This window comes from Streptomyces sp. NPDC052114 (assembly GCF_040680155.1).
Classification (GTDB): domain Bacteria; phylum Actinomycetota; class Actinomycetes; order Streptomycetales; family Streptomycetaceae; genus Streptomyces.
Genome location: NZ_JBFAWC010000012.1, coordinates 312,788 through 330,851 on the forward strand (window position 1 = coordinate 312,788; position 18,064 = coordinate 330,851).

16 protein-coding genes and 1 riboswitch are annotated in these 18,064 nt (G+C 71.8%); of the genes, 12 read left to right on the forward strand and 4 right to left on the reverse strand.

The genetic code is table 11. The annotated features are described in order from the left end of the window. The first annotated feature begins 18 nt into the window (after window positions 1-18). Window positions 19-1,188 carry an ROK family transcriptional regulator gene (locus tag AB0L89_RS26915; protein WP_365145851.1) on the forward strand — a complete coding sequence of 390 codons (1,170 nt, stop codon included), beginning with the start codon at window positions 19-21 and terminating at the stop codon, window positions 1,186-1,188. 103 nt (window positions 1,189-1,291) lie between these two features. On the opposite strand, the gene AB0L89_RS26920 is transcribed toward AB0L89_RS26915, so the two are convergent. After that, window positions 1,292-3,628 carry a chitinase C-terminal domain-containing protein gene (locus tag AB0L89_RS26920; RefSeq protein WP_365145854.1) on the reverse strand — a complete coding sequence of 779 codons (2,337 nt, stop codon included), beginning with the start codon at window positions 3,626-3,628 and terminating at the stop codon, window positions 1,292-1,294. Between the two features lie 267 nt (window positions 3,629-3,895). Continuing rightward, window positions 3,896-4,026, forward strand: a riboswitch (FMN riboswitch). Window positions 4,027-4,238: 212 nt separating this feature from the next. Here AB0L89_RS26920 and ribD point away from each other — a divergent pair. From ribD to AB0L89_RS26970, 10 genes are all read left to right on the forward strand, one after another. Further along, entirely contained in the window at window positions 4,239-5,297 is a 1,059-nt protein-coding gene (gene ribD, locus AB0L89_RS26925; protein WP_365145926.1) for a bifunctional diaminohydroxyphosphoribosylaminopyrimidine deaminase/5-amino-6-(5-phosphoribosylamino)uracil reductase RibD, read from the forward strand. A 1-nt stretch (window position 5,298) separates the two neighbouring features. Then, window positions 5,299-5,913 (forward strand): riboflavin synthase, encoded by a 615-nt coding sequence (locus AB0L89_RS26930; RefSeq protein WP_365145857.1) that lies wholly within the window; start codon window positions 5,299-5,301, stop codon window positions 5,911-5,913. Window positions 5,914-5,957: 44 nt separating this feature from the next. Continuing rightward, window positions 5,958-6,557 (forward strand): nicotinamide mononucleotide transporter family protein, encoded by a 600-nt coding sequence (locus AB0L89_RS26935; RefSeq protein WP_365145929.1) that lies wholly within the window; start codon window positions 5,958-5,960, stop codon window positions 6,555-6,557. Beyond that, on the forward strand, window positions 6,554-7,843 hold the full coding sequence (locus AB0L89_RS26940; protein ID WP_365145860.1) for a bifunctional 3,4-dihydroxy-2-butanone-4-phosphate synthase/GTP cyclohydrolase II: 1,290 nt from the start codon (window positions 6,554-6,556) through the stop codon (window positions 7,841-7,843). The genes AB0L89_RS26935 and AB0L89_RS26940 overlap by 4 nt, the downstream gene beginning before the upstream one ends. Before the next feature lie 45 nt (window positions 7,844-7,888). Continuing rightward, window positions 7,889-8,374, forward strand: a complete 486-nt coding sequence (gene ribH / locus AB0L89_RS26945; RefSeq protein ID WP_365145863.1) for a 6,7-dimethyl-8-ribityllumazine synthase — start codon at window positions 7,889-7,891, stop codon at window positions 8,372-8,374. A 35-nt stretch (window positions 8,375-8,409) separates the two neighbouring features. Further along, entirely contained in the window at window positions 8,410-8,682 is a 273-nt protein-coding gene (locus AB0L89_RS26950; RefSeq protein ID WP_030951748.1) for a phosphoribosyl-ATP diphosphatase, read from the forward strand. A 56-nt stretch (window positions 8,683-8,738) separates the two neighbouring features. Beyond that, entirely contained in the window at window positions 8,739-9,587 is an 849-nt protein-coding gene (gene hisG / locus AB0L89_RS26955) for an ATP phosphoribosyltransferase (protein WP_365145867.1), read from the forward strand. Window positions 9,588-9,605: 18 nt separating this feature from the next. Then, on the forward strand, window positions 9,606-10,061 hold the full coding sequence (locus tag AB0L89_RS26960; RefSeq protein ID WP_365145870.1) for a PH domain-containing protein: 456 nt from the start codon (window positions 9,606-9,608) through the stop codon (window positions 10,059-10,061). Window positions 10,062-10,278: 217 nt separating this feature from the next. Further along, the gene (locus tag AB0L89_RS26965; protein ID WP_365145873.1) at window positions 10,279-11,640 is read left to right on the forward strand and encodes a hemolysin family protein; all 1,362 of its coding nucleotides are present in this window, start codon (window positions 10,279-10,281) and stop codon (window positions 11,638-11,640) included. Further along, the gene (locus tag AB0L89_RS26970; RefSeq protein ID WP_365145876.1) at window positions 11,637-12,731 is read left to right on the forward strand and encodes a hemolysin family protein; all 1,095 of its coding nucleotides are present in this window, start codon (window positions 11,637-11,639) and stop codon (window positions 12,729-12,731) included. The genes AB0L89_RS26965 and AB0L89_RS26970 overlap by 4 nt, the downstream gene beginning before the upstream one ends. Before the next feature lie 30 nt (window positions 12,732-12,761). On the opposite strand, the gene AB0L89_RS26975 is transcribed toward AB0L89_RS26970, so the two are convergent. Both AB0L89_RS26975 and AB0L89_RS26980 read right to left on the reverse strand, forming a co-directional pair. Next, window positions 12,762-14,690, reverse strand: a complete 1,929-nt coding sequence (locus AB0L89_RS26975; protein ID WP_365145879.1) for an AAA family ATPase — start codon at window positions 14,688-14,690, stop codon at window positions 12,762-12,764. A 443-nt stretch (window positions 14,691-15,133) separates the two neighbouring features. Beyond that, window positions 15,134-15,781, reverse strand: a complete 648-nt coding sequence (locus AB0L89_RS26980) for an AAA family ATPase (protein ID WP_365145881.1) — start codon at window positions 15,779-15,781, stop codon at window positions 15,134-15,136. Between the two features lie 205 nt (window positions 15,782-15,986). On the opposite strand from AB0L89_RS26980, the gene AB0L89_RS26985 reads away from it, so the two are divergent. Beyond that, window positions 15,987-17,360 carry a peptidase C39 family protein gene (locus AB0L89_RS26985; RefSeq protein ID WP_365145884.1) on the forward strand — a complete coding sequence of 458 codons (1,374 nt, stop codon included), beginning with the start codon at window positions 15,987-15,989 and terminating at the stop codon, window positions 17,358-17,360. Between the two features lie 48 nt (window positions 17,361-17,408). Here the strand turns inward: AB0L89_RS26985 and AB0L89_RS26990 are convergent, their stop codons facing one another. Further along, window positions 17,409-17,939, reverse strand: coding sequence for a nuclear transport factor 2 family protein (locus AB0L89_RS26990; protein WP_365145886.1), 531 nt, complete (start codon window positions 17,937-17,939; stop codon window positions 17,409-17,411). Between the last annotated feature and the right edge of the window lie 125 nt (window positions 17,940-18,064).

Genomic DNA, 18,064 nt, shown 5'->3' on the forward strand with positions numbered 1-18,064 from the left:
CTGTGGGAGGATCCGGCCATGCCCGCCTCGCCCGCCTCACCGAGTACCGCCCGAGCCATCAACGACCGGCTCGCGCTGGGCCTCCTGCAGAGCGAAGGCCCCCTGACCGCGAACCAGCTGAAGCAGCTCACCGGCCTGTCCCGGCCCTCGGTCGCCGATCTCGTCGAGCGGCTCCAGGGCTCCGGACTCATCACGGTCGTCGGCGAGGCGGGTGCCCAGCGGCGCGGCCCGAACGCCCGGCTGTACGGGATCGTCGCCGACCGGGCCCACCTCGCCGCCCTCGACGTACGCACCGAGAGCGTCTCCGTCGTCGTCACCGATCTGCTCGGCGCGGTCCTCACCGAGGCCTCCGCGCCCATCGACGGCGAGACCGGGCCCGCGGTGGAGCGCGCCGTGGCCCTGGTCGGGCGCGCGGCCCGCGAGGGCGGCGTCCAGCGGCTGCACACGGTCGGCATGGGCGCCCCCGGCCTCATCGACCCCGCCACCGGCGACCTGCACGACACCACCTCGCTGCCCGCCTGGCACCGGCGCCTGGCGGGGGTGCTCCAGGAGCGGTTCGGCGCCCGGGTCCTCGTGGAGAACGAGAGCAACCTCGCCGCCCGCGCCGAGCAGCGCGACGGCGCCGCGCGCGACCGGGACACCTTCGTGCTGCTCTGGCTCGGCGACGGCGTCGGCGCCGCCGTCATGCTCGACGGGGTGCTGCGCCGGGGCGCGTCGGGCGGCGCGGGAGAGATCGGCTTCCTGCCGGTGCCGGGCACGGGCACCGTGCCGTCCGCCACCGGCTGCGAGGGCGGCTTCCACTCGCTGGCCTGCGCGGAGGCGCTGCGGGAACTCGGCGCGGAGCACGGCCTGCTGAAGCCGGAGATGACCGCCGCCGAGGTCGTGCGGCACGCGGTGGAGGCCGGTGAGGGCGCCTTCCTTGACGCCGCCGCCGACCGGATCGCCGTCGGCGCCGCCGCGATGACCGCGATCCTCGACCCGGGCTGCGTCGTCCTGGGCGGCGAGGTGGGCCGCGCGGGCGGCGCCGCGCTCGCCGACCGCGTCACGGAGCGCGTCGGCGCCATGTCCCCGCTGCGCACCGAGGTCCGCGCGAGCACGCTGGGCGGCGCGGCGGTGCTGCGCGGCGCCCTGCTCGCCGCCAGGGACGCGGCCCAGGACGAACTGTTCGGACCGCCGCCGGGGCACTGAGCCGGGCCCGGCCGCGCACCCGGCCCGGACAGCGCTCACGCCCGCGGGGTGCGCGACCCCGCGGGCGTGAGACGTAAGGGGACGGGTCAGCGCCCCGGGGGAATCAGCAGGCCCCCAGGTCCTGCCAGACGCCCCACTCGCCGCCGGCGCCGGGCTCGTCGCCCTTCGTCCACCACTTGGCCTTCCAGGTGTGGGACTTGTGGGACACGGTCGTCCCCGAGCCGTACTCCGACGTCGAACTCCACGCGGGAGCCGTGCACTTGCCCGGGGTCGGCGGGTCCGTCGGGCCCGGCGGGTCGGTCGGTCCGGTGCCCGTGCCCGGCTCGACGACCGTGGTGCCGCGCGCCAGGTCACCGGCGAGCGCGTAGTTCGTGCCGCCGATGTTCACCGTCCAGTTCCACGGCGTGGACACCGGCAGGTAGTAGTTGAACGACAGGTCGATCGACGCGCCGGGCGCCACCGACTGCCAGGCGGGCAGCTTCAGCGAGACCCGGTGGAAGTCGCCCTTGAGCCCGCCGACGTTGCTGCCGGTGTGGTCGCTGCTGATCACCTTCGTGCCGAAGCCGGACTGGTCGGAGGCGTTGGCCGGGGCCGCGGTGGAGTAGTCGAACTGGAACTCCGTGCCGCCCGGCAGCGTCGTCTTCGTGTTGTTGGTGATCTTCAGCTTGGGCGTGATCGGGTAGTTGGAGTCACCGAGCTTGAAGTCGCCGAACTCCACGCCGATGTCGACGGCCTTGGCGGGCAGCTCCTTGTTCGAGACCTTCGCGCCGTAGGGCTTGGCGGCCTTGAACTTGTCGTACATCAGCGACGTGAGCGTGTCGCCGATCTCGTACTGACCCTTCGTGGCGTTCCAGCGGTAGTCGCCCGCCATCTCCCAGACCATCGTGCCGCCGATGCCCCGGTCGACCACGTAGTCGGCCTTCTTGCCGACCGACTCCTCGTCCTCCGTGGACAGGAAGACCTTCTTGTCGGCGTTCCACAGCCACGGCGCGACCAGCGAGGAGCTGTACTTGCGGGCGTAGGTGCCGGTCAGTTTGGTGTCCGCGGAGAAGCCGTACTTGGTGACGTAGTCGCCGACGATCCCCTTCTCCAGGTTCTTGGCGTGCCACATCGGGTTGGAGCCCGCCGGGGACTCCTTGCCGTTGTCGTCCTTGTCGTGCCAGAGGTTGTCGATGCCGACCGCGCCGTCGCCGCACTTGGTCAGGCCCGACCCGGCCGGGCAGGTGGTCGAGGCCGCCTTGCCCCACAGCCCGTCGGTGCCGCCCTGCACGTTCTTGAAGCCGCGCGTGTAGTACGGCAGGCCGATGTTGATGCGCCCCGCGGGCATCGAGCCGCGGAAGTAGTGGTACGCCCAGTCGGTGTTCAGATAGCCGATGCCGCCGTACTGTTGGCTGCCGTAGACGCCCGCCGCCGCGAGCTCGGCGTCCTTGCCGTCGTCGAAGAGCGAGGCGTTCGGGCCGACGTACTCGTTCCAGGCGCCGTGCAGGTCATAGGACATGATGTTGACGTAGTCCAGGTACTTCTGGACCTGGAAGGTCTCCATGCCGCGCAGCAGATAGCCGGATGAGGGGGCCGCCACTGTCAGCATGTAGTGCTTGCCGTCGGCCGCGCCCGCCTTGTCGAGCTTCTGGCGCAGGGACTTCATCAGCGCCGCGTAGCCCTTGACCAGGCCGCCGCGCCGGGCGTTGGAGATCGAGTAGTCGAGCGGGTTGCCCGCGTCCTTCATCGAGGTCGGGTACTCGTAGTCGATGTCGACGCCGTTGAAGCCGTACTTCTTGATGAACGCGACCGCGGAGTCCGCGAAGGTGTCGATGCCCGCCTGGTTCACCGAGCCGTCGGCGTTGGTGGCCATCGAGTAGAAGCCGCCGGAGTCCACGCGCTTGCCGTCGTCGCCGAAGTACCCGCCGGTCTCGGCCCAACCGCCCACCGAGATCAGCGTCTTGACGTTCGGGTGCTGCTTCTTGAACTTGTTCAGCAGGTTGAAGTGGCCCTTGTAGGGCAGGGCGGGGTCCATCTCGGCGCCCGCGACGCCCGGCCAGGTCATGCCGGTGGCGGCGTTCTTCTCGCCGTCCGCGCCGACGGACAGCTTGTTGTCCTTGTCGACGTGCGCGAAGGCGTAGTTGATGTGGGTGACCTTGTCCCAGGGGATGTCCGGGGCGAGGTAGGCGGGCTCGCCGTTCTTGCCGGTGCGCCAGCCGGTGAAGTAGCCGATGACGCGCCGCTGGTGGTCGGCGCCCATCTTCTCGCGGCCGTCGGTGTCGTAGACCGAACAGTAGGGAACGTCGACGCCGGGCGTCTGGTAGAGGCCGTCGGGGCGACAGGACGCGTTGTCGGCGGCCTGCGAGACACCGCCGGAGAGCAGGCCGACCAGCAGCCCCGCGACGGCGGTGCCGGCCGCGAGCAGGGTGGGTCTCGCTCGGGTGAGGGAGAGGGATGACAAGGAGGCCTCCTGGGACGGGGGCGGAACACGAACGGGCGGGACACAACTGGCACAGATGTGAAGCGTTCTGGGGCCCTGGCGTGCGCACGCCGTCGGGTCCGGCTCCTCGGAGGTGACGCAGAGATTAAAAGGACTAGACCATTGAGTCAATAAGTCCGGACCAATTTGGTTGAACGTGATGTTGAACGGTGATGCTGTGAGCCAGCCCACAGTCCGTCACTCGCATGGGCCACGATCAGGCGTGGCACACTGGCCTCGTACCAGAAGCAGCGCACTCCGGGGTCGGTGTAATTCCGAACCGGCGGTTACAGTCCGCGACCCGGTCGCCTCCAGCGACCGGTTGACCAGGTGAAATTCCTGGACCGACGGTGAAAGTCCGGATGGGAGGCAGTGCGCGGCGGGCGGGCATCTTTGCACGCCGCCGTAATGGCTCGTTCCTGGGTTGTCCCAGGGGCGGTTCCTGGGTTTTCCCGGGGACAGGTGTCATCCGGCGCAGGCGTCGCTCCAGGTGTCTTCGTCCGTACGTTCTGTCGTCATCGACAGGCCCCGGAGTCCGTGCCCGAAGAGGCAGGAGGACCCGGTGGCCACCGCCGTAGCCGAAGCAGCCGCCATGCGGCGCGCCATCACGCTGGCCGCGCACGGCCTCGGCGCCACCAGCCCCAACCCCGTCGTCGGCTGCGTCGTCCTCGACGCCGCGGGCGAGACCGTCGGCGAGGGCTGGCACGAGCGGGCCGGCGGCCCGCACGCCGAGGTCAACGCCCTGCGCACGGCGGGGGAGCGGGCCCGCGGCGGCACCGCCGTCGTCACCCTCGAACCCTGCAACCACACCGGCCGCACCGGCCCCTGCGCCCAGGCCCTGATCGACGCCGGGATCGCCCGTGTCGTCTACGCCGTCGGCGACCCGAACCCCACCGCGACCGGCGGCGCACAGACCCTGCGCACGGCCGGCATCGAGGTGGCGCAGGGCCTCCTGGAGGCCGAGGCCGCCGAGGGCAACGCCGCCTGGCTGACCTCCGTACGCCTCGGCCGCCCCCACGTCACCTGGAAGTACGCCGCCACCCTCGACGGCCGCATCGCCGCCGCCGACGGCACCAGCCGCTGGATCACCTCCGCCGAGGCCCGCGCCGACGTGCACCGGCTGCGCGCCGCGTGCGACGCCGTCGTCGTCGGCTCCGGCACCCAGCGCGCCGACGACCCGCACCTGGCCGCGCGCGGCATCGAAGGTGCCGTGCAGCCGCTGCGCGTCGTCGTCGACACGAACGGCACCGCCGTCACCCCGGACGCCCGCGTCCTGGACGGCGCGGCGCCGACGCTCGTCGCCGTCGCCGAGGACGCCACGCCCGCGCACGGGGAGCAGGAGACGGTCCGGCTGCCGCGTGCCGGGGGCGGACTCGACATCGCCGCCCTCCTCGACGCGCTGTACGCACGCGGGGTGCGCTCCGTCCTCCTCGAAGGCGGCCCGACGCTCGCCGGGGCGTTCGTCGCCGCCGGCGCCGTCGACCGGGTCGTCGGCTACCTCGCCCCCGTCCTCCTCGGCGCGGGCCCCGCCGCCCTGACCGGCGGCGGAATCACCACCATCACCGAAGCGTTGCGGCTCGACGTGAGCGAGACCGTGCGCATCGGCCCCGACCTCCGCATCACCGCGACCCTCGTAGCGAAGGAGCACTGACGTGTTCACCGGAATCGTCGAAGAGCTGGGCGAGATCACCGCCGTCGAGAACCTCCCCGACGCCTCCCGCTTCCGTCTGCGCGGGCCCGTGGTCACCGAGGGCGCCAAGCACGGCGACTCCATCGCCGTCAACGGCGTCTGTCTCACCGTCGTGGAGCACGAGGGCGACGAGTTCACCGCCGACGTGATGGCGGAGACCCTGAAGCGCTCCGCTCTCGGCGCGCTCACGGTCGGCTCCCGCGTCAACCTGGAGCGCCCCACCTCGGTCGGCGCGCGCCTGGGCGGCCACATCGTGCAGGGGCACGTCGACGGCACCGGCGCGATCGTCGAGCGCACGCCGTCCGAGAACTGGGAGATCGTCAAGGTCTCGCTCCCCGCCGAACTCTCCCGCTACGTCGTCGAGAAGGGCTCCATCACCGTCGACGGCGTCAGCCTCACCGTGGTCGACGCGGGCCCCGACTACTTCACCATCAGCCTGATCCCCACCACCCTCGCGCTGACCACGCTCGGCATCAAGCAGCCCGGCGACCCGGTCAACCTCGAGGTCGACATCATCGCCAAGTACGTGGAGCGCCTCCTCGGCGACCGCGCCCCGGCTCAGGAGGCCACCCGGTGAACTGGCTCAACTCCGAGGCCTTCACGGCCTTCGACCAGCACATCATGTGGTCCGACATGATCGGCAACACCGTCGGTCTCGTCGCCCTCGCGCTCGGGTGGCGGCGCTCGATATGGACCTGGCCCGCCCAGTTCCTCTCCGGCGTCATCCTCGTCGCCGCGTACGCCTCCGCGCAGCTGTCCGGCGGCGTCGGCAAGCAGCTCCTCGTCATCGGCGTCGCGCTGTGGGGCTGGCGGCAGTGGACGCGAGGCAAGCGGCAGGCGCAGGACGGCTCCATCGCCATCCGGTTCGCGACCTGGAAGGAGCGGGGCATCCTGCTCGGCGGCACCGCGGCCGGCACGCTCGCGGTCGGCGCCCTGTTCAGCGCCGTCCCCTCGCTGTCCTGGAACCCCTGGCCGGACGCCTACATCTTCGTCGGCACGCTCGCCGCGATGGTCGCCCAGGCCCGCGGGCTCGTCGAGTTCTGGTTCGCCTGGCTCCTCGTCGACGTGGTCGGCGTCCCGCTCGCCTTCAGCAGCGGCCTCGCCTTCTCCGGCCTCGTGTACGTCGTCTATCTCGCCCTCGTCCTCTGGGGCATGCGCGACTGGTGGCTGCGCTCCCGCGCGGCGGCCTCGCAGCCCGTCATGGAAGGAGCCCCGGCATGACCGTGGCACCTGTTTGGTACAGCACCGACAACGTCGAAGACCTCTCCCTCGACCCCGTCGAGCAGGCGATCCGCGACATCGCGGCGGGCCGCCCGGTCGTGGTCGTCGACGACGAGGACCGCGAGAACGAGGGCGACCTCGTCATCGCCGCCGAGAAGGCGACCCCCGAGATCGTCGCCTTCATGATGAGCGAGTGCCGCGGCCTGATCTGCGCGCCCATGGAGGCCGACGAGCTCGACCGGCTCCGGCTGCCGCAGATGGTCGAGCACAACACCGAGTCGATGAGCACGGCCTTCACCGTCTCCGTCGACGCGTCCGCCGCGCACGGCGTGAGCACCGGCATCTCCGCCGCCGACCGCGCCACCACGCTGCGGCTGCTCGCGGGCGGCGAGGCGGGCGCGGACGACTTCGTGCGCCCCGGCCACGTCTTCCCGCTGCGCGCCAAGCCCGGCGGCGTGCTCGTGCGCAACGGCCACACCGAGGCCGCCGTCGACCTCGCCCGGCTCGCGGGCCTGCGCCCCGCCGGGGCCATCGTGGAGATCGCGGGCGAGGACGGGAAGATGCTCCGGCTGCCCGAGCTGATCCCCTTCGCCCGCAAGCACGGCCTGACGATCATCTCCATCGAGGACCTGATCGCCTACCGCCGCTCCGCCGAGCCCACCGTCCGCCGCGAGGCCGAGGTCAGCCTGCCCACCGCCTTCGGCGACTTCACGGCGTACGGCTACCGCTCCACCGTCGACGGCGTCGAGCACGTCGCCCTCGTCCACGGCGACCTCGGCGACGGCACCGACATCCTCGCCCGGCTGCACTCCGAGTGCCTGACCGGCGACGTCTTCCACTCCCTGCGCTGCGACTGCGGCCCCCAGCTGGAGGCGTCCATGCGGCGCATCACCGAGGAGGGGCGCGGCGTCGTGGTCTACCTGCGCGGCCACGAGGGCCGCGGCATCGGCCTGCTCTCCAAGCTGCGCGCGTACGAACTCCAGGAGCGCGGCAGCGACACCCTCGACGCCAACCTGGAGCTCGGCCTGCCCGCCGACGCCCGGGACTACGGCGCGGGCGCCCGGATCCTGGACGACCTCGGCGTCCGCAGCGTCCGGCTGATGACGAACAACCCCGACAAGACCGACGCGGTCCTGCGGCACGGCCTGAAGGTCACCGGGCGCGAGCCCATGCCCGTCAAGGCCGGCGAACACAATCTTCGGTACCTGCGCACCAAGCGGGACCGGATGGGGCACGACCTGCCCTGGCTGGACACCACCGACGTGTCCGCCTGCGGAAACCAGTAATCCCAGTCAGCAGCTACCACGGTCAGAACAGCTAAGGAGAAGCGCGTGAGCGGCAAGGGTGCACCCGTACTGAGCGTGAAGAACTGCGGCGACCTGCGCGTCGCCGTCGTCGCGGCGCAGTGGCACGAGAAGGTCATGGACGGCCTGGTCGACGGCGCGCTGCGCGCCCTGAACGAGCTGGGCATCAGCGAACCGACCGTCCTGCGCGTGCCCGGCAGCTTCGAGCTGCCGGTCGTCGCGAAGGTCCTCGCCGGGCGGGGCTACGACGCGATCGTCGCGCTCGGCGTCGTCATCCGCGGCGGCACCCCGCACTTCGAGTACGTGTGCCAGGGCGTCACCCAGGGCCTCACCCAGGTCTCCGTCGACTCCGGCGTCCCGATCGGCTTCGGCGTGCTGACCTGCGACACCGAGGAGCAGGCCCTGGACCGCGCGGGCATCGAGGGATCCCGCGAGGACAAGGGCCACGAGGCGGTCACCGCGGCCGTGGCCACCGCCACCACGCTGCGCACCATCTCCGAACCCTGGCGCTGAGGGGGACCGGGCGGCCGCGTAGAGTGGCGACCATCATGTCCAAGAAGACTTTCGAGGAGCTCTTCACCGAGCTCCAGCACAAGGCCGCCAACGGCGACCCCGCGACCTCCCGCACCGCCGAGCTGGTCGACAAGGGCGTCCATGCCATCGGCAAGAAGGTCGTCGAGGAGGCCGCCGAGGTGTGGATGGCCGCCGAGTACGAGGGCAAGGAAGCCGCCGCCGAGGAGATCTCGCAGCTCCTCTACCACGTGCAGGTGATGATGGTCGCCCGCGGCATCTCCCTCGACGACGTGTACGCCCACCTCTGAGCCGTACGTCCACCGCATCCGCTCGACTCACCCATCACGCAAAGGAATCCCGCCTCATGCTGCGCATCGCCGTCCCCAACAAGGGTTCACTGTCCGGACCTGCGTCGGCGATGCTCCATGAGGCCGGCTACCAGCAGCGCAAGGAGTCGAAGGAGCTCGTCCTCGTCGACCCCGAGAACGAGGTCGAGTTCTTCTACCTCCGGCCCAAGGACATCGCGATCTATGTCTCGGCCGGCAAGCTCGACATCGGCATCACCGGCGAGGACCTGCTGGTCGACTCCGGCGCGAACGCCGAGGTGATCCTGCCGCTCGGCTTCGCCCGCTCCACCTTCCGCTTCGCCGCGAAGCCGGGCACCGCCAACGGCATCGCCGACCTCGCGGGCAGGACGGTGGCGACCTCGTACGAGGGAATCGTCGCCAAGCACCTCGCCGAGCAGGGCGTCGACGCCTCCGTCGTGCACTTGGACGGCGCCGTCGAGACCGCCATCGAGCTGGGCGTCGCCCAGGTCATCGCGGACGTCGTCGAGACCGGCACCTCGCTGCGCAACGCGGGCCTTGAGGTCTTCGGCGAGCCGATCATGAAGTCCGAGGCCGTCGTCATCCGGCGCACCGGCGCGGAGACCGAGGACCCGAAGGTGCAGCAGTTCCTGCGCCGCCTCCAGGGCGTCCTGGTCGCCCGGTCGTACGTGATGATGGACTACGACTGCCGCGCCGAGCACCTGGAGCAGGCCGTCGCCCTCACCCCGGGCCTGGAGTCGCCGACGATCTCCCCGCTGCACAACGAGGGCTGGGTGGCCGTCCGCTCGATGGTCCCCGCCAAGGAGGCCCAGCGGATCATGGACGACCTCTACGCCATCGGGGCGCGGGCCATCCTGACCACGGCCATCCACGCCTGCCGCCTCTGACCCGGCCGGAGCAGAACGATGTCCGAAACCCCCGCCCTGCCCGCCCTGCCCGTCACCTTCAGGCCGACCCGGACCCGGGCCGTCCTGCTCACCGCGGGCGTCGCGATCTTCGTGGTGATCACGGCGATCGCCTTCCTGCTGCCCACCCTCAGCCCGGGGGAGCGGACCAGCTTCGTCTTCACCGGCGCGCTGCTGTGCGGCGTGCTCGCGATGCTCAGCAGGCCCAAGGTGGTCGCCGACGAGTCCGGCGTGACCGTCGTCAACATCGCGACGAGCCGCCGCCTCGCCTGGGCCGAGATCGTCCAGGTCAACCTGCGCCCGGGGGACCCCTGGGTGTTCCTGAACCTCAGCGACGGCACCAGCCTGCCCGCCCTCGGCATCCAGCCGGGCATCGCCAAGCAGCAGGCCATCGTCGACGCGCGGGCCCTGCGGGCGCTCACCGACGCCCACACGGACCCGGGCACGGGGGCCTGATCCACCGGACACGCTCTGGACGTCCCTCGGCCGGTCTTGATTAATCTGGTGGCAGGGCGTGCGGGATGTGCCGCCCCGCTCCGATGGGCCGGACCGGCCCCCAGGGGCTCCTGCTAACCGAGGAGTGACTCCCTCCGGCGATGGACGGATCGTCCTGTAGTACCTGCGCCGCCCCCTCCCGACATACCGGGACCGGCACGACCGGAGAGGCGGCGGCATGACAGTGCCCCTGCTGCTTCTCGGGGCGGCATTCCTGCTGATTCTCGCCAACGGCTTCTTCGTGGCGGCCGAGTTCGGCCTCGTCACCGTGGAACGGCCGGACGCCGAGAAGGCCGCGGCCGACGGGGACCGAAGGGCCCGCACGGTCGTCAACGCCCTCAAGGAGCTGTCCTTCCAGCTCTCGGGCACCCAGCTCGGCATCACCATCACCTCCCTCGTCGTCGGCATGCTCGCCGAACCGGCCCTCGCGCACCTGCTCGCGGGCCCGTTCACGGCGATCGGGGTCCCCGAGGGCGCCGTCGGCGGAGTCTCCGTGGTGGTCGGCATGCTGCTCGCGTCCGCCGTCCAGATGGTGATCGGCGAACTGGTGCCCAAGAACTGGGCCGTCTCCCGGCCCCTGCAGGTCGCGCGGTTCGTCGCGGGCCCGCAGCACCTGTTCTCCCGGCTCTTCCGGCCGGTGATCGCCCTGTTGAACGCGGTGGCCAACCGCCTGGTGCGCACCCTGGGAGTCGAGCCCGCCGAGGAGCTGGCGTCCGCCCGCACCCCGGGCGAACTCGTCTCCCTGGCGCGGCACTCGGCGCAGGCCGGCGCCCTGGAGCAGGACACCGCCGACCTGTTCGTACGCACCCTCTCGCTCGGCGAACTGACCGCGCAGCACGTCATGACGCCGCGCGTGAAGGTCAGCGCCCTCCAGGCGTCGGCGACCGCCGAGGACGTCGTCAACCTGACCCGCGCCACCGGCCTGTCCCGCTTCCCCGTCTACCGCGAGCGCATCGACGAGGTCGTCGGCGTCGTGCACCTCAAGGACGCCCTCGCGGTCCCCGCGCACGAACGCCTGCGCACCCCCGTCGCCCGCATCGCGCAGTCGCCGCTGCTCGTCCCCCAGACGCTGCCCGTGCAGCCCCTCCTCGCGCGGCTGCGCGAGGAGCAGCCCATGGCCGTCGTCGTCGACGAGTACGGCGGCACGGCGGGCGTCGTGACCCTGGAGGACATCGTCGAGGAGATCGTCGGCGAGGTCCGCGACGAGCACGACCTGCACGACCTGCCCGAGCTGTGCGCGGCGCCGCCCGAGGACGGCAGGCCCGCGTGGGACGCCGACGGCGGCTGCCGGGTCGACACGCTGCGGCGGGTCGGGCTCGACGCGCCCGAGGGTCCCTACGAGACCGTGGCAGGCCTCGTCGCCGATCTGCTCGGCCGCATCCCGGCCCCCGGCGACCGGGCCGAACTCCCCGGCTGGCGGCTCTCGGTGCGCCAGGTCGGGCACTACCGCGCCGAGCGGGTGCGCCTGGTGCGCACCAGGGACGCCGGTGTCCCGGGCGCCGCCCCCGTCGTCAAGAGAGCCGCGGAGGCCCTGCGATGAGCCTGATCCAGCTTCTCTTCGCCGTTCTCCTGGTGCTGGCCAACGGCTTCTTCGTGGGCGCCGAGTTCGCGCTCGTGTCGGTGCGGCGCAGCCAGATCGAGCCGCTGGAGTCCAAGCGGGCCCGCCAGGTCCTGTACGGCCTCGAACACCTCCCGCAGATGATGGCGGCCGCGCAGTTCGGCATCACCGTCTGCTCGCTGACGCTCGGCGCCGTCGCCGAGCCGACCGTGGCCCACCTGCTGGAGCCGCTCTTCGCGGCCGTCCACCTCCCCGAGGGCATGATCCATCCCCTCGGCTATGTGATCGCGCTCGCCCTCGTGGTCTTCCTGCACCTCGTCATCGGCGAGATGGTCCCGAAGAACCTCGCGATGGCCGCCCCGGAGAAGACGGCCCTGTGGTTCAGCCCGGGCCTGGTCGCCTTCGCGCGGCTGTGCCGCCCGGTGACCGTGGCGCTCGGGGCGTGCGCGCGGCTCGTCCTGAAGCTCTTCAAGGTCGAGCCCAAGGACGAGGTGGAGGCGGTCTTCACCAGCGTCCAACTGGGCCGTCTCGTCGAGGACTCGGGCCAGGCGGGGCTGCTGGCCCCCGAGGAGCAGGAGCGCCTCGAGGACGCCCTGGAGCTGGGCTCGCGCCCCGTCACGGACGTCCTGCTCGACCGGGCCTCGCTGGTGACCGTGGGCCCCTCGGTCACCCCGGACCAGGTCGTCGAGCTCACCGGGCGCACCGGGTACTCCCGCTTCCCGGTCCGGGCGGAGAACGGTGCGTTCATGGGCTACCTCCACGTCAAGGACGTCCTCGATCTGGAGGAGACCGACCGTGCCGTGCCGCAGCAGGTGTGGCGTCCGATGACCACCTTGCGGGCCGAACTCCCGCTGGACGACGCCCTGACCGTGATGCGCCGCGCCGCGACACATCTGGCGCAGGTCGCCGACGCGTCCGGCCGGGTGCTCGGCCTGGTCGCCCTGGAGGACGTCCTGGAGCTCCTGGTCGGTGAGGTCCGTGACCCGGCGCACCGGGTCGCGGTGCCGCGCAAGGCCCAGGAGGCGCGCGCCGGCGGTGCGCGGGAGGCACGCGGCGGCGCCCTCGTGGGGTGAACGCGCGGGGCGGGGCCGCGGAAAACGTCCTCAGATGCCGGACGGATTCTGCGGCCCGCGCCCCGAGAGCACCTCTCCGTATGCCTGCATCAGATCGGGCAGCCGCAGCGTCGACAGGTCGTCGCGCCCCGGCTCGCCCGGATAGCCCGAGAGCCGCAGATCGCGGTAGGCGCAGCTCTTCTCGTACAGGGTGCGCAGGAACCGGCCGTTGCCGAGCTCGTCGATCCAGGCCTGCTCGACGACGTGCCCGCTGATCGAGCGCAGCTCGTCCAGGGCCTCCTCGTCCCACACGTCGCCGTTCTCGGCGGCGAGCACCTCGCCGATCGAGGTCAGTTCGAGGGGACGGTACGAGGGGAAGTCCACGCGGGACGTGAAGCGCGAGGAGAGACCGGGGTTGGCGGCGAGCAGCCGGTCCATGCCCTCGGGGTAGCCCGCGAGGATCACCACGAGGTGGTCGCGGTTGTCCTCGGCGCGCTTGAGGAGGACCTGCAGGGCCTCGTCGCCGTACGCGTCGCCCTTGCCGTAACCGGAGTTGGAGAGCGAGTAGGCCTCGTCGACGAAGAGGACGCCGCCGATCGCGGAGTCGATCAGTTCGTTGGCCTTCACGGCGGTCTGGCCGAGGTACTCGCCGACCAGGTCGGCGCGCTGGGCCTCCACGAGGTGGTCGCCGCCGAGCAGCCCGAGCGCGTAGAAGACCCGGCCCAGGATGCGGGCCACGGTGGTCTTGCCGGTGCCGGAGGGGCCGGAGAAGACGAAGTGTCGTTTCGGCGGCTGCACGGGCAGGCCCTGCGCGGTCCGCAGGCGTGCCATGTTCAACTGCGCGGAGAGCGCCTTGACCTGGCGCTTGACCGGCTCCAGGCCCACCATGCGCTCCAGCTCGGCGAGCGCGGCCTCCAGGAGCGCCGGGTCGGTGGGTCCTGGCGGCAGCTGCGGCGGGCCCGCCTTGACCGGGATGATCGCCTTCTCGCGGACGGTGTCGGCATCGGAGGGCGTGGCGGGGCCGGTGGGTCCGCCTGGGGCGCCGGGGCCGCCCGCGGCCGGGGGGCCGCCGCCCGGCGGGAGTTCGGGGTCGGTGACCTTCACGTCCCGGCCCTCCGCGCCGAACAGCACGTCGATGCCGTCGGGGCCCTCCAGCATGTCCTGGCCCGCACCGGCCAGGCTGATCGCGGCGGCCAGGTCCGCCGCCTCGTCGTACCCGTCGCCCTCGGCGATCGCCGCGAGCCGCGCCGAGGTGTCCATGAAGGAGGCGTCGACCCGGTGGACCGCGCGGTACAGCGGCAGGGCCGCCGCCGAGCGGCCCGTGCCCTCGTGCGCGCGGGCCAGCCAGTAGCGCAGCTCCTTGCGCTGCGGCTGCTCGCTGCGGCAGCGCATCAGGGCGGCGGACAGGAGCGGCTCCGCCTGGCCGTACATCTCCAGGCGCACCCGCGCCATGCCGCCGAAGAGCCCGGCCTCGATGCCGAGCATCGGGTCGTCGATCAGCGGGTCGGTGTGCCGCACCAGCTGGTCCCAGTCCTTGACCAGATAGGAGCGGCAGGCGTGCAGGAAGCGCACCTGCGGGTCCGCGTCGACCGGCGGCAGCCCCGCGAGCGCCCGGTCGAGCTCGGGGACGTGGCGGCCGTCGAGCCAGTGCGAGGCGTGCGCGAGGAGCAGGTCGCGCGCGCTCTCCAGCACGGGCTGCACCCACCAGCCGAGCCAGTACCAGGAGTTGAGGGTGCGCGCGTGCCGCGCGCGCTGTTCCCCGAACCGGTCCCGGTGCTGGAACATCCGCAGCAGCGCCGTCGTCGTGTCGATGCGCAGCGCGTGCAGTCCGAGCCAGCCGTCGGCCATCCCCGGATCCATCCGTACCGCGGTGCGGAACTCCTCCTCCGCCTGGGGATAGGCGCCCATGGTGTAGGCGTCGACGCCCCTCAGCCAGGCGAGGTCGGCCGGGGCGGGTGAGCCCACCGCGTCGAAGTCCATCAGGTCCCCCACAAACCGTGCCCCCGTTTGCGTACCGCCGGACCGGTGCCCGCCGGCCACTGCGCTGAACCACCGTGCTGCGGACGGGAGTTGACTCGGTGCGTAGAGCAGCCGTCCGAAAAGACGCACCGAGAGGCATCGTACCTGCGGGGGAGTGGTCGGCCGTAGGGTGCCGCACCGGCGGATCGGCCGGAAAGGGCCGACGAGGGGCGGCGGCGATGGTGACCGAGGGTGAGCGAATGGCGGCTCGGTGCGGCCGGAAAACGGCCCGGAAGGCAGAACGAAGCCCCCGATCACGGGGGAACAACCGGGGGCTTCGCGTCTGCGGGCGGTCCTCGAAGACCGCTCCCTCAGAACGTAAGTCCTGTATGGGCCCTGGGTCAAGCAGAGTTGGGGCACTCGTGAAAACTCGTGGGGCCAAGTGGAAGTGGATTTCCGGAGGTTCAGCGGATCGCCGACGGCCCTTCACTCTCCGTGACGATTCGGGTCTCCGCTCGCGCCTCACCGGGGCCTGGCAGCACCTCATATCCCTCCGGGCACTGTCGCACCAAAAGGTGGGCGAAGGGCCGGGAAGGGTCCTCGGCGAAATGCCGGAGTTCCGTGGGCTCCCATCCGTCCCAGAAATCACTCTGGACCGCCCCGTCGCGCCGACGCCCCCGCCGCCACGCCTCCTCGCGCGGCACGTCCATCCACAGCAGCGCGGCGAGGTGCCCACGCAGCGCCCGGCGGCCGGCGCCCACGCCCTCGACGACCACCACCGGCGCGGGTGGCAGCACGAGCTCGTCTGGGCCGAACCGACGCCCGTTCCAGTCGTACGTCGCGTGGCGTGCCGTCTCGCCCCGGGAGAGCGGCGCGACGATCTGCCGCAGCAGCCGCTCCATCCAGTCGAACAGCTCGGTGTGGCTCGCGATGTCGTCGAGGCGCAGGACGGGCGCGCCGCCGAGGGCCTCGGCCAGGCGCCGGGCGAACGTCGACTTGCCGGAGCCCGCGTGCCCGTCGACGGCGATCAGCCGGACGGGTCCGCAGGAGGGCGGCAGGCGGCGCAGGGTGTCGGCGAGGCGGGGGAGCGGGGTGGGCTGGTGTCCGGTCATCACCGGCAAGGGTACGACCGCGGAAGGATGCGTTCCGCGAGCCGTCCCTGGTCATGCCATTGGTAGACGCCAATATTGGTGCGTGCGGCAGTGTCCGAAACGCTGGCAGAAGTCGGCCGGGACCGGCCATAGTTGGCCCACTTCCGTGCACCGACCCGACCCTTCCGGATCACGCCGGAAACCACGTCGACTGGGGGTCCCCTTCATGGACCGAGCTGATGACATGTCCCGCAGATCCGTGCTCGCCACGGCGGCCGCGGTGGCCGCCCTCGCGGCGACGACGGCCCCCGCCCTGGCCGCGGGCACCGCGGGAGCCGGGGGCCGTCCGCCGCGCGCGGACCGCCTGGTGGACAACCGCTTCTGGACCTCGTACGCGCACTGGCGCTCGGGCACCCACGAGGGCACCGCCGCCGTCGCCGGGGCCCGCCCGGGGCTGCGGATCGCCGAGCCCGTGGGCCGCACCGACTACGCCGACCCGCACACCGGCCGCACCGCCACCTGGGAGTACGCCCGCTGGACGGCGCCCGTGCACCGCTCCGCCGTCCCCGCCACGGAGCTGATCGCGTCCTGGAACGCGCGCACCCCGGCCGGCACCTGGCTCCAGGTCGAGCTGCGGGGCACGTACGCGGACGCGACGCAGACGCCGTGGTACGTCATGGGCCGCTGGACCGCGGGGGACGACGAGGCGGTCGACATCCGCCGGACCTCGGTCGACGACCAGACCGACGGCAAGTCCACCGTCTGGACGGACACGCTCTCCCTCGACGACGCGGCCACCGGCCCGCGCGTCGTCTCCTACCAGCTGCGCCTGACGCTGTACCGCACGCCGGGCACGACCGCGACGCCCACGGTCTGGCGGCTCGGCGCGATGGCCTCCGCGATCCCCGACCGCTTCACGGTCCCCGCGTCCAAGCCGGGCCTGGTCAAGGAGCTGACCGTCCCGCGCTACTCGCAGGAGACCCACGTCGGGCAGTACCCCGAGTACGACAACGGCGGCGAGGCCTGGTGCAGCCCCACCTCCTCGCAGATGATCATCGAGTACTGGGGGCGCAGGCCGACCCCGGCGGACCTCGCCTGGGTCGACCCGGCCTTCGCCGACCCGCAGGTGTGCCACGCGGCCCGCTTCACGTACGACTACCAGTACGGGGGCTGCGGCAACTGGCCGTTCAACGCCGCCTACGCGTCGACGTACAGGGACCTCCAGGGCGTCGTGACCCGGCTGGCCTCGCTCACGGAGCTGGAGTCCCTGATCGCCGCGGGCATCCCGGCCATAACGTCGCAGTCCTTCCTCAGGGACGAGCTGACGGGTGCCGGGTACGGCACGGCGGGCCACCTCATGACGGTGATCGGCTTCACCGCCGACGGCGACGTGATCGCCAACGACCCGGCGTCGCCGAGCAACCCGGCGGTGCGCCGGGTCTACAAGCGCCGTGAGTGGGAGAACATCTGGCTCCGCACGAAGCGGTACAACGCCTCCGGCAAGGTGGTCTCCGGTACCGGCGGGGTCTGTTACCTGTACTTCCCGACGAAGCTCTCCGCGGCCCAGAAGAAGGCGCTGACCGCGGTGGGGATCCACTGAGCCGACCGGAAGGGCCCCGCCCGAGTACGGGGCGGGGCTCGCGCCGCGCTACTCCGGGTCGTTCACGTGCTGCCAGTCCTTGACGTGATCGGGCTGGTCCTTGAGGCCGAGCAGCATGATGTCCCGGTTGCCGCTGGTCCAGTCGGCGGTCATCTTCAGCCCGCTGATGCGCCAGTGGTCGGCGGCCCGGACCAGGTTGAAGAGGTAGTGGCCGCCGACGGTCCAGGTGGCCTCGCCCTGGTCGTTCTCCAGGACGTGGGTGGCCAGCACGGACGCGGTGCACTCGGCGGTGTCCCCGTTGAGCGTGACGAGGTGGTTGGAGACGAGGTGCTGGGTGGCGTCCAGGCCGCCGAGGGCCGTGGTCCAGCCCTTGATGATGCCCTGGCGGGGCATCTTGAGGGGTTCGCCGCCGTTCAGCGAGGTGTAGTCGAGGTCGACCTCCTCGGTGAATATCTCGTCGAAGGCGCTCCATTCCCTGCGGTCCGCCTTCCAGCCCAGCTGGGTGCAGACGTCGACGATCGAGGCGTGGTCGCGCAGCACCGACAGGCTGTCGGTGTCGAACGGTGGGGTATCGGCCACGAGAGCTCTCCTGTGTAGTGCGCTTGCGGGGTCTTAGACGTCATTTCAGTTGGTGTGATCTTGCGGCAGTCTGGGGTGATGACTGCTGCGCTTGTCGAGCGGATGGCCCCGGAGGACCTGTGGGA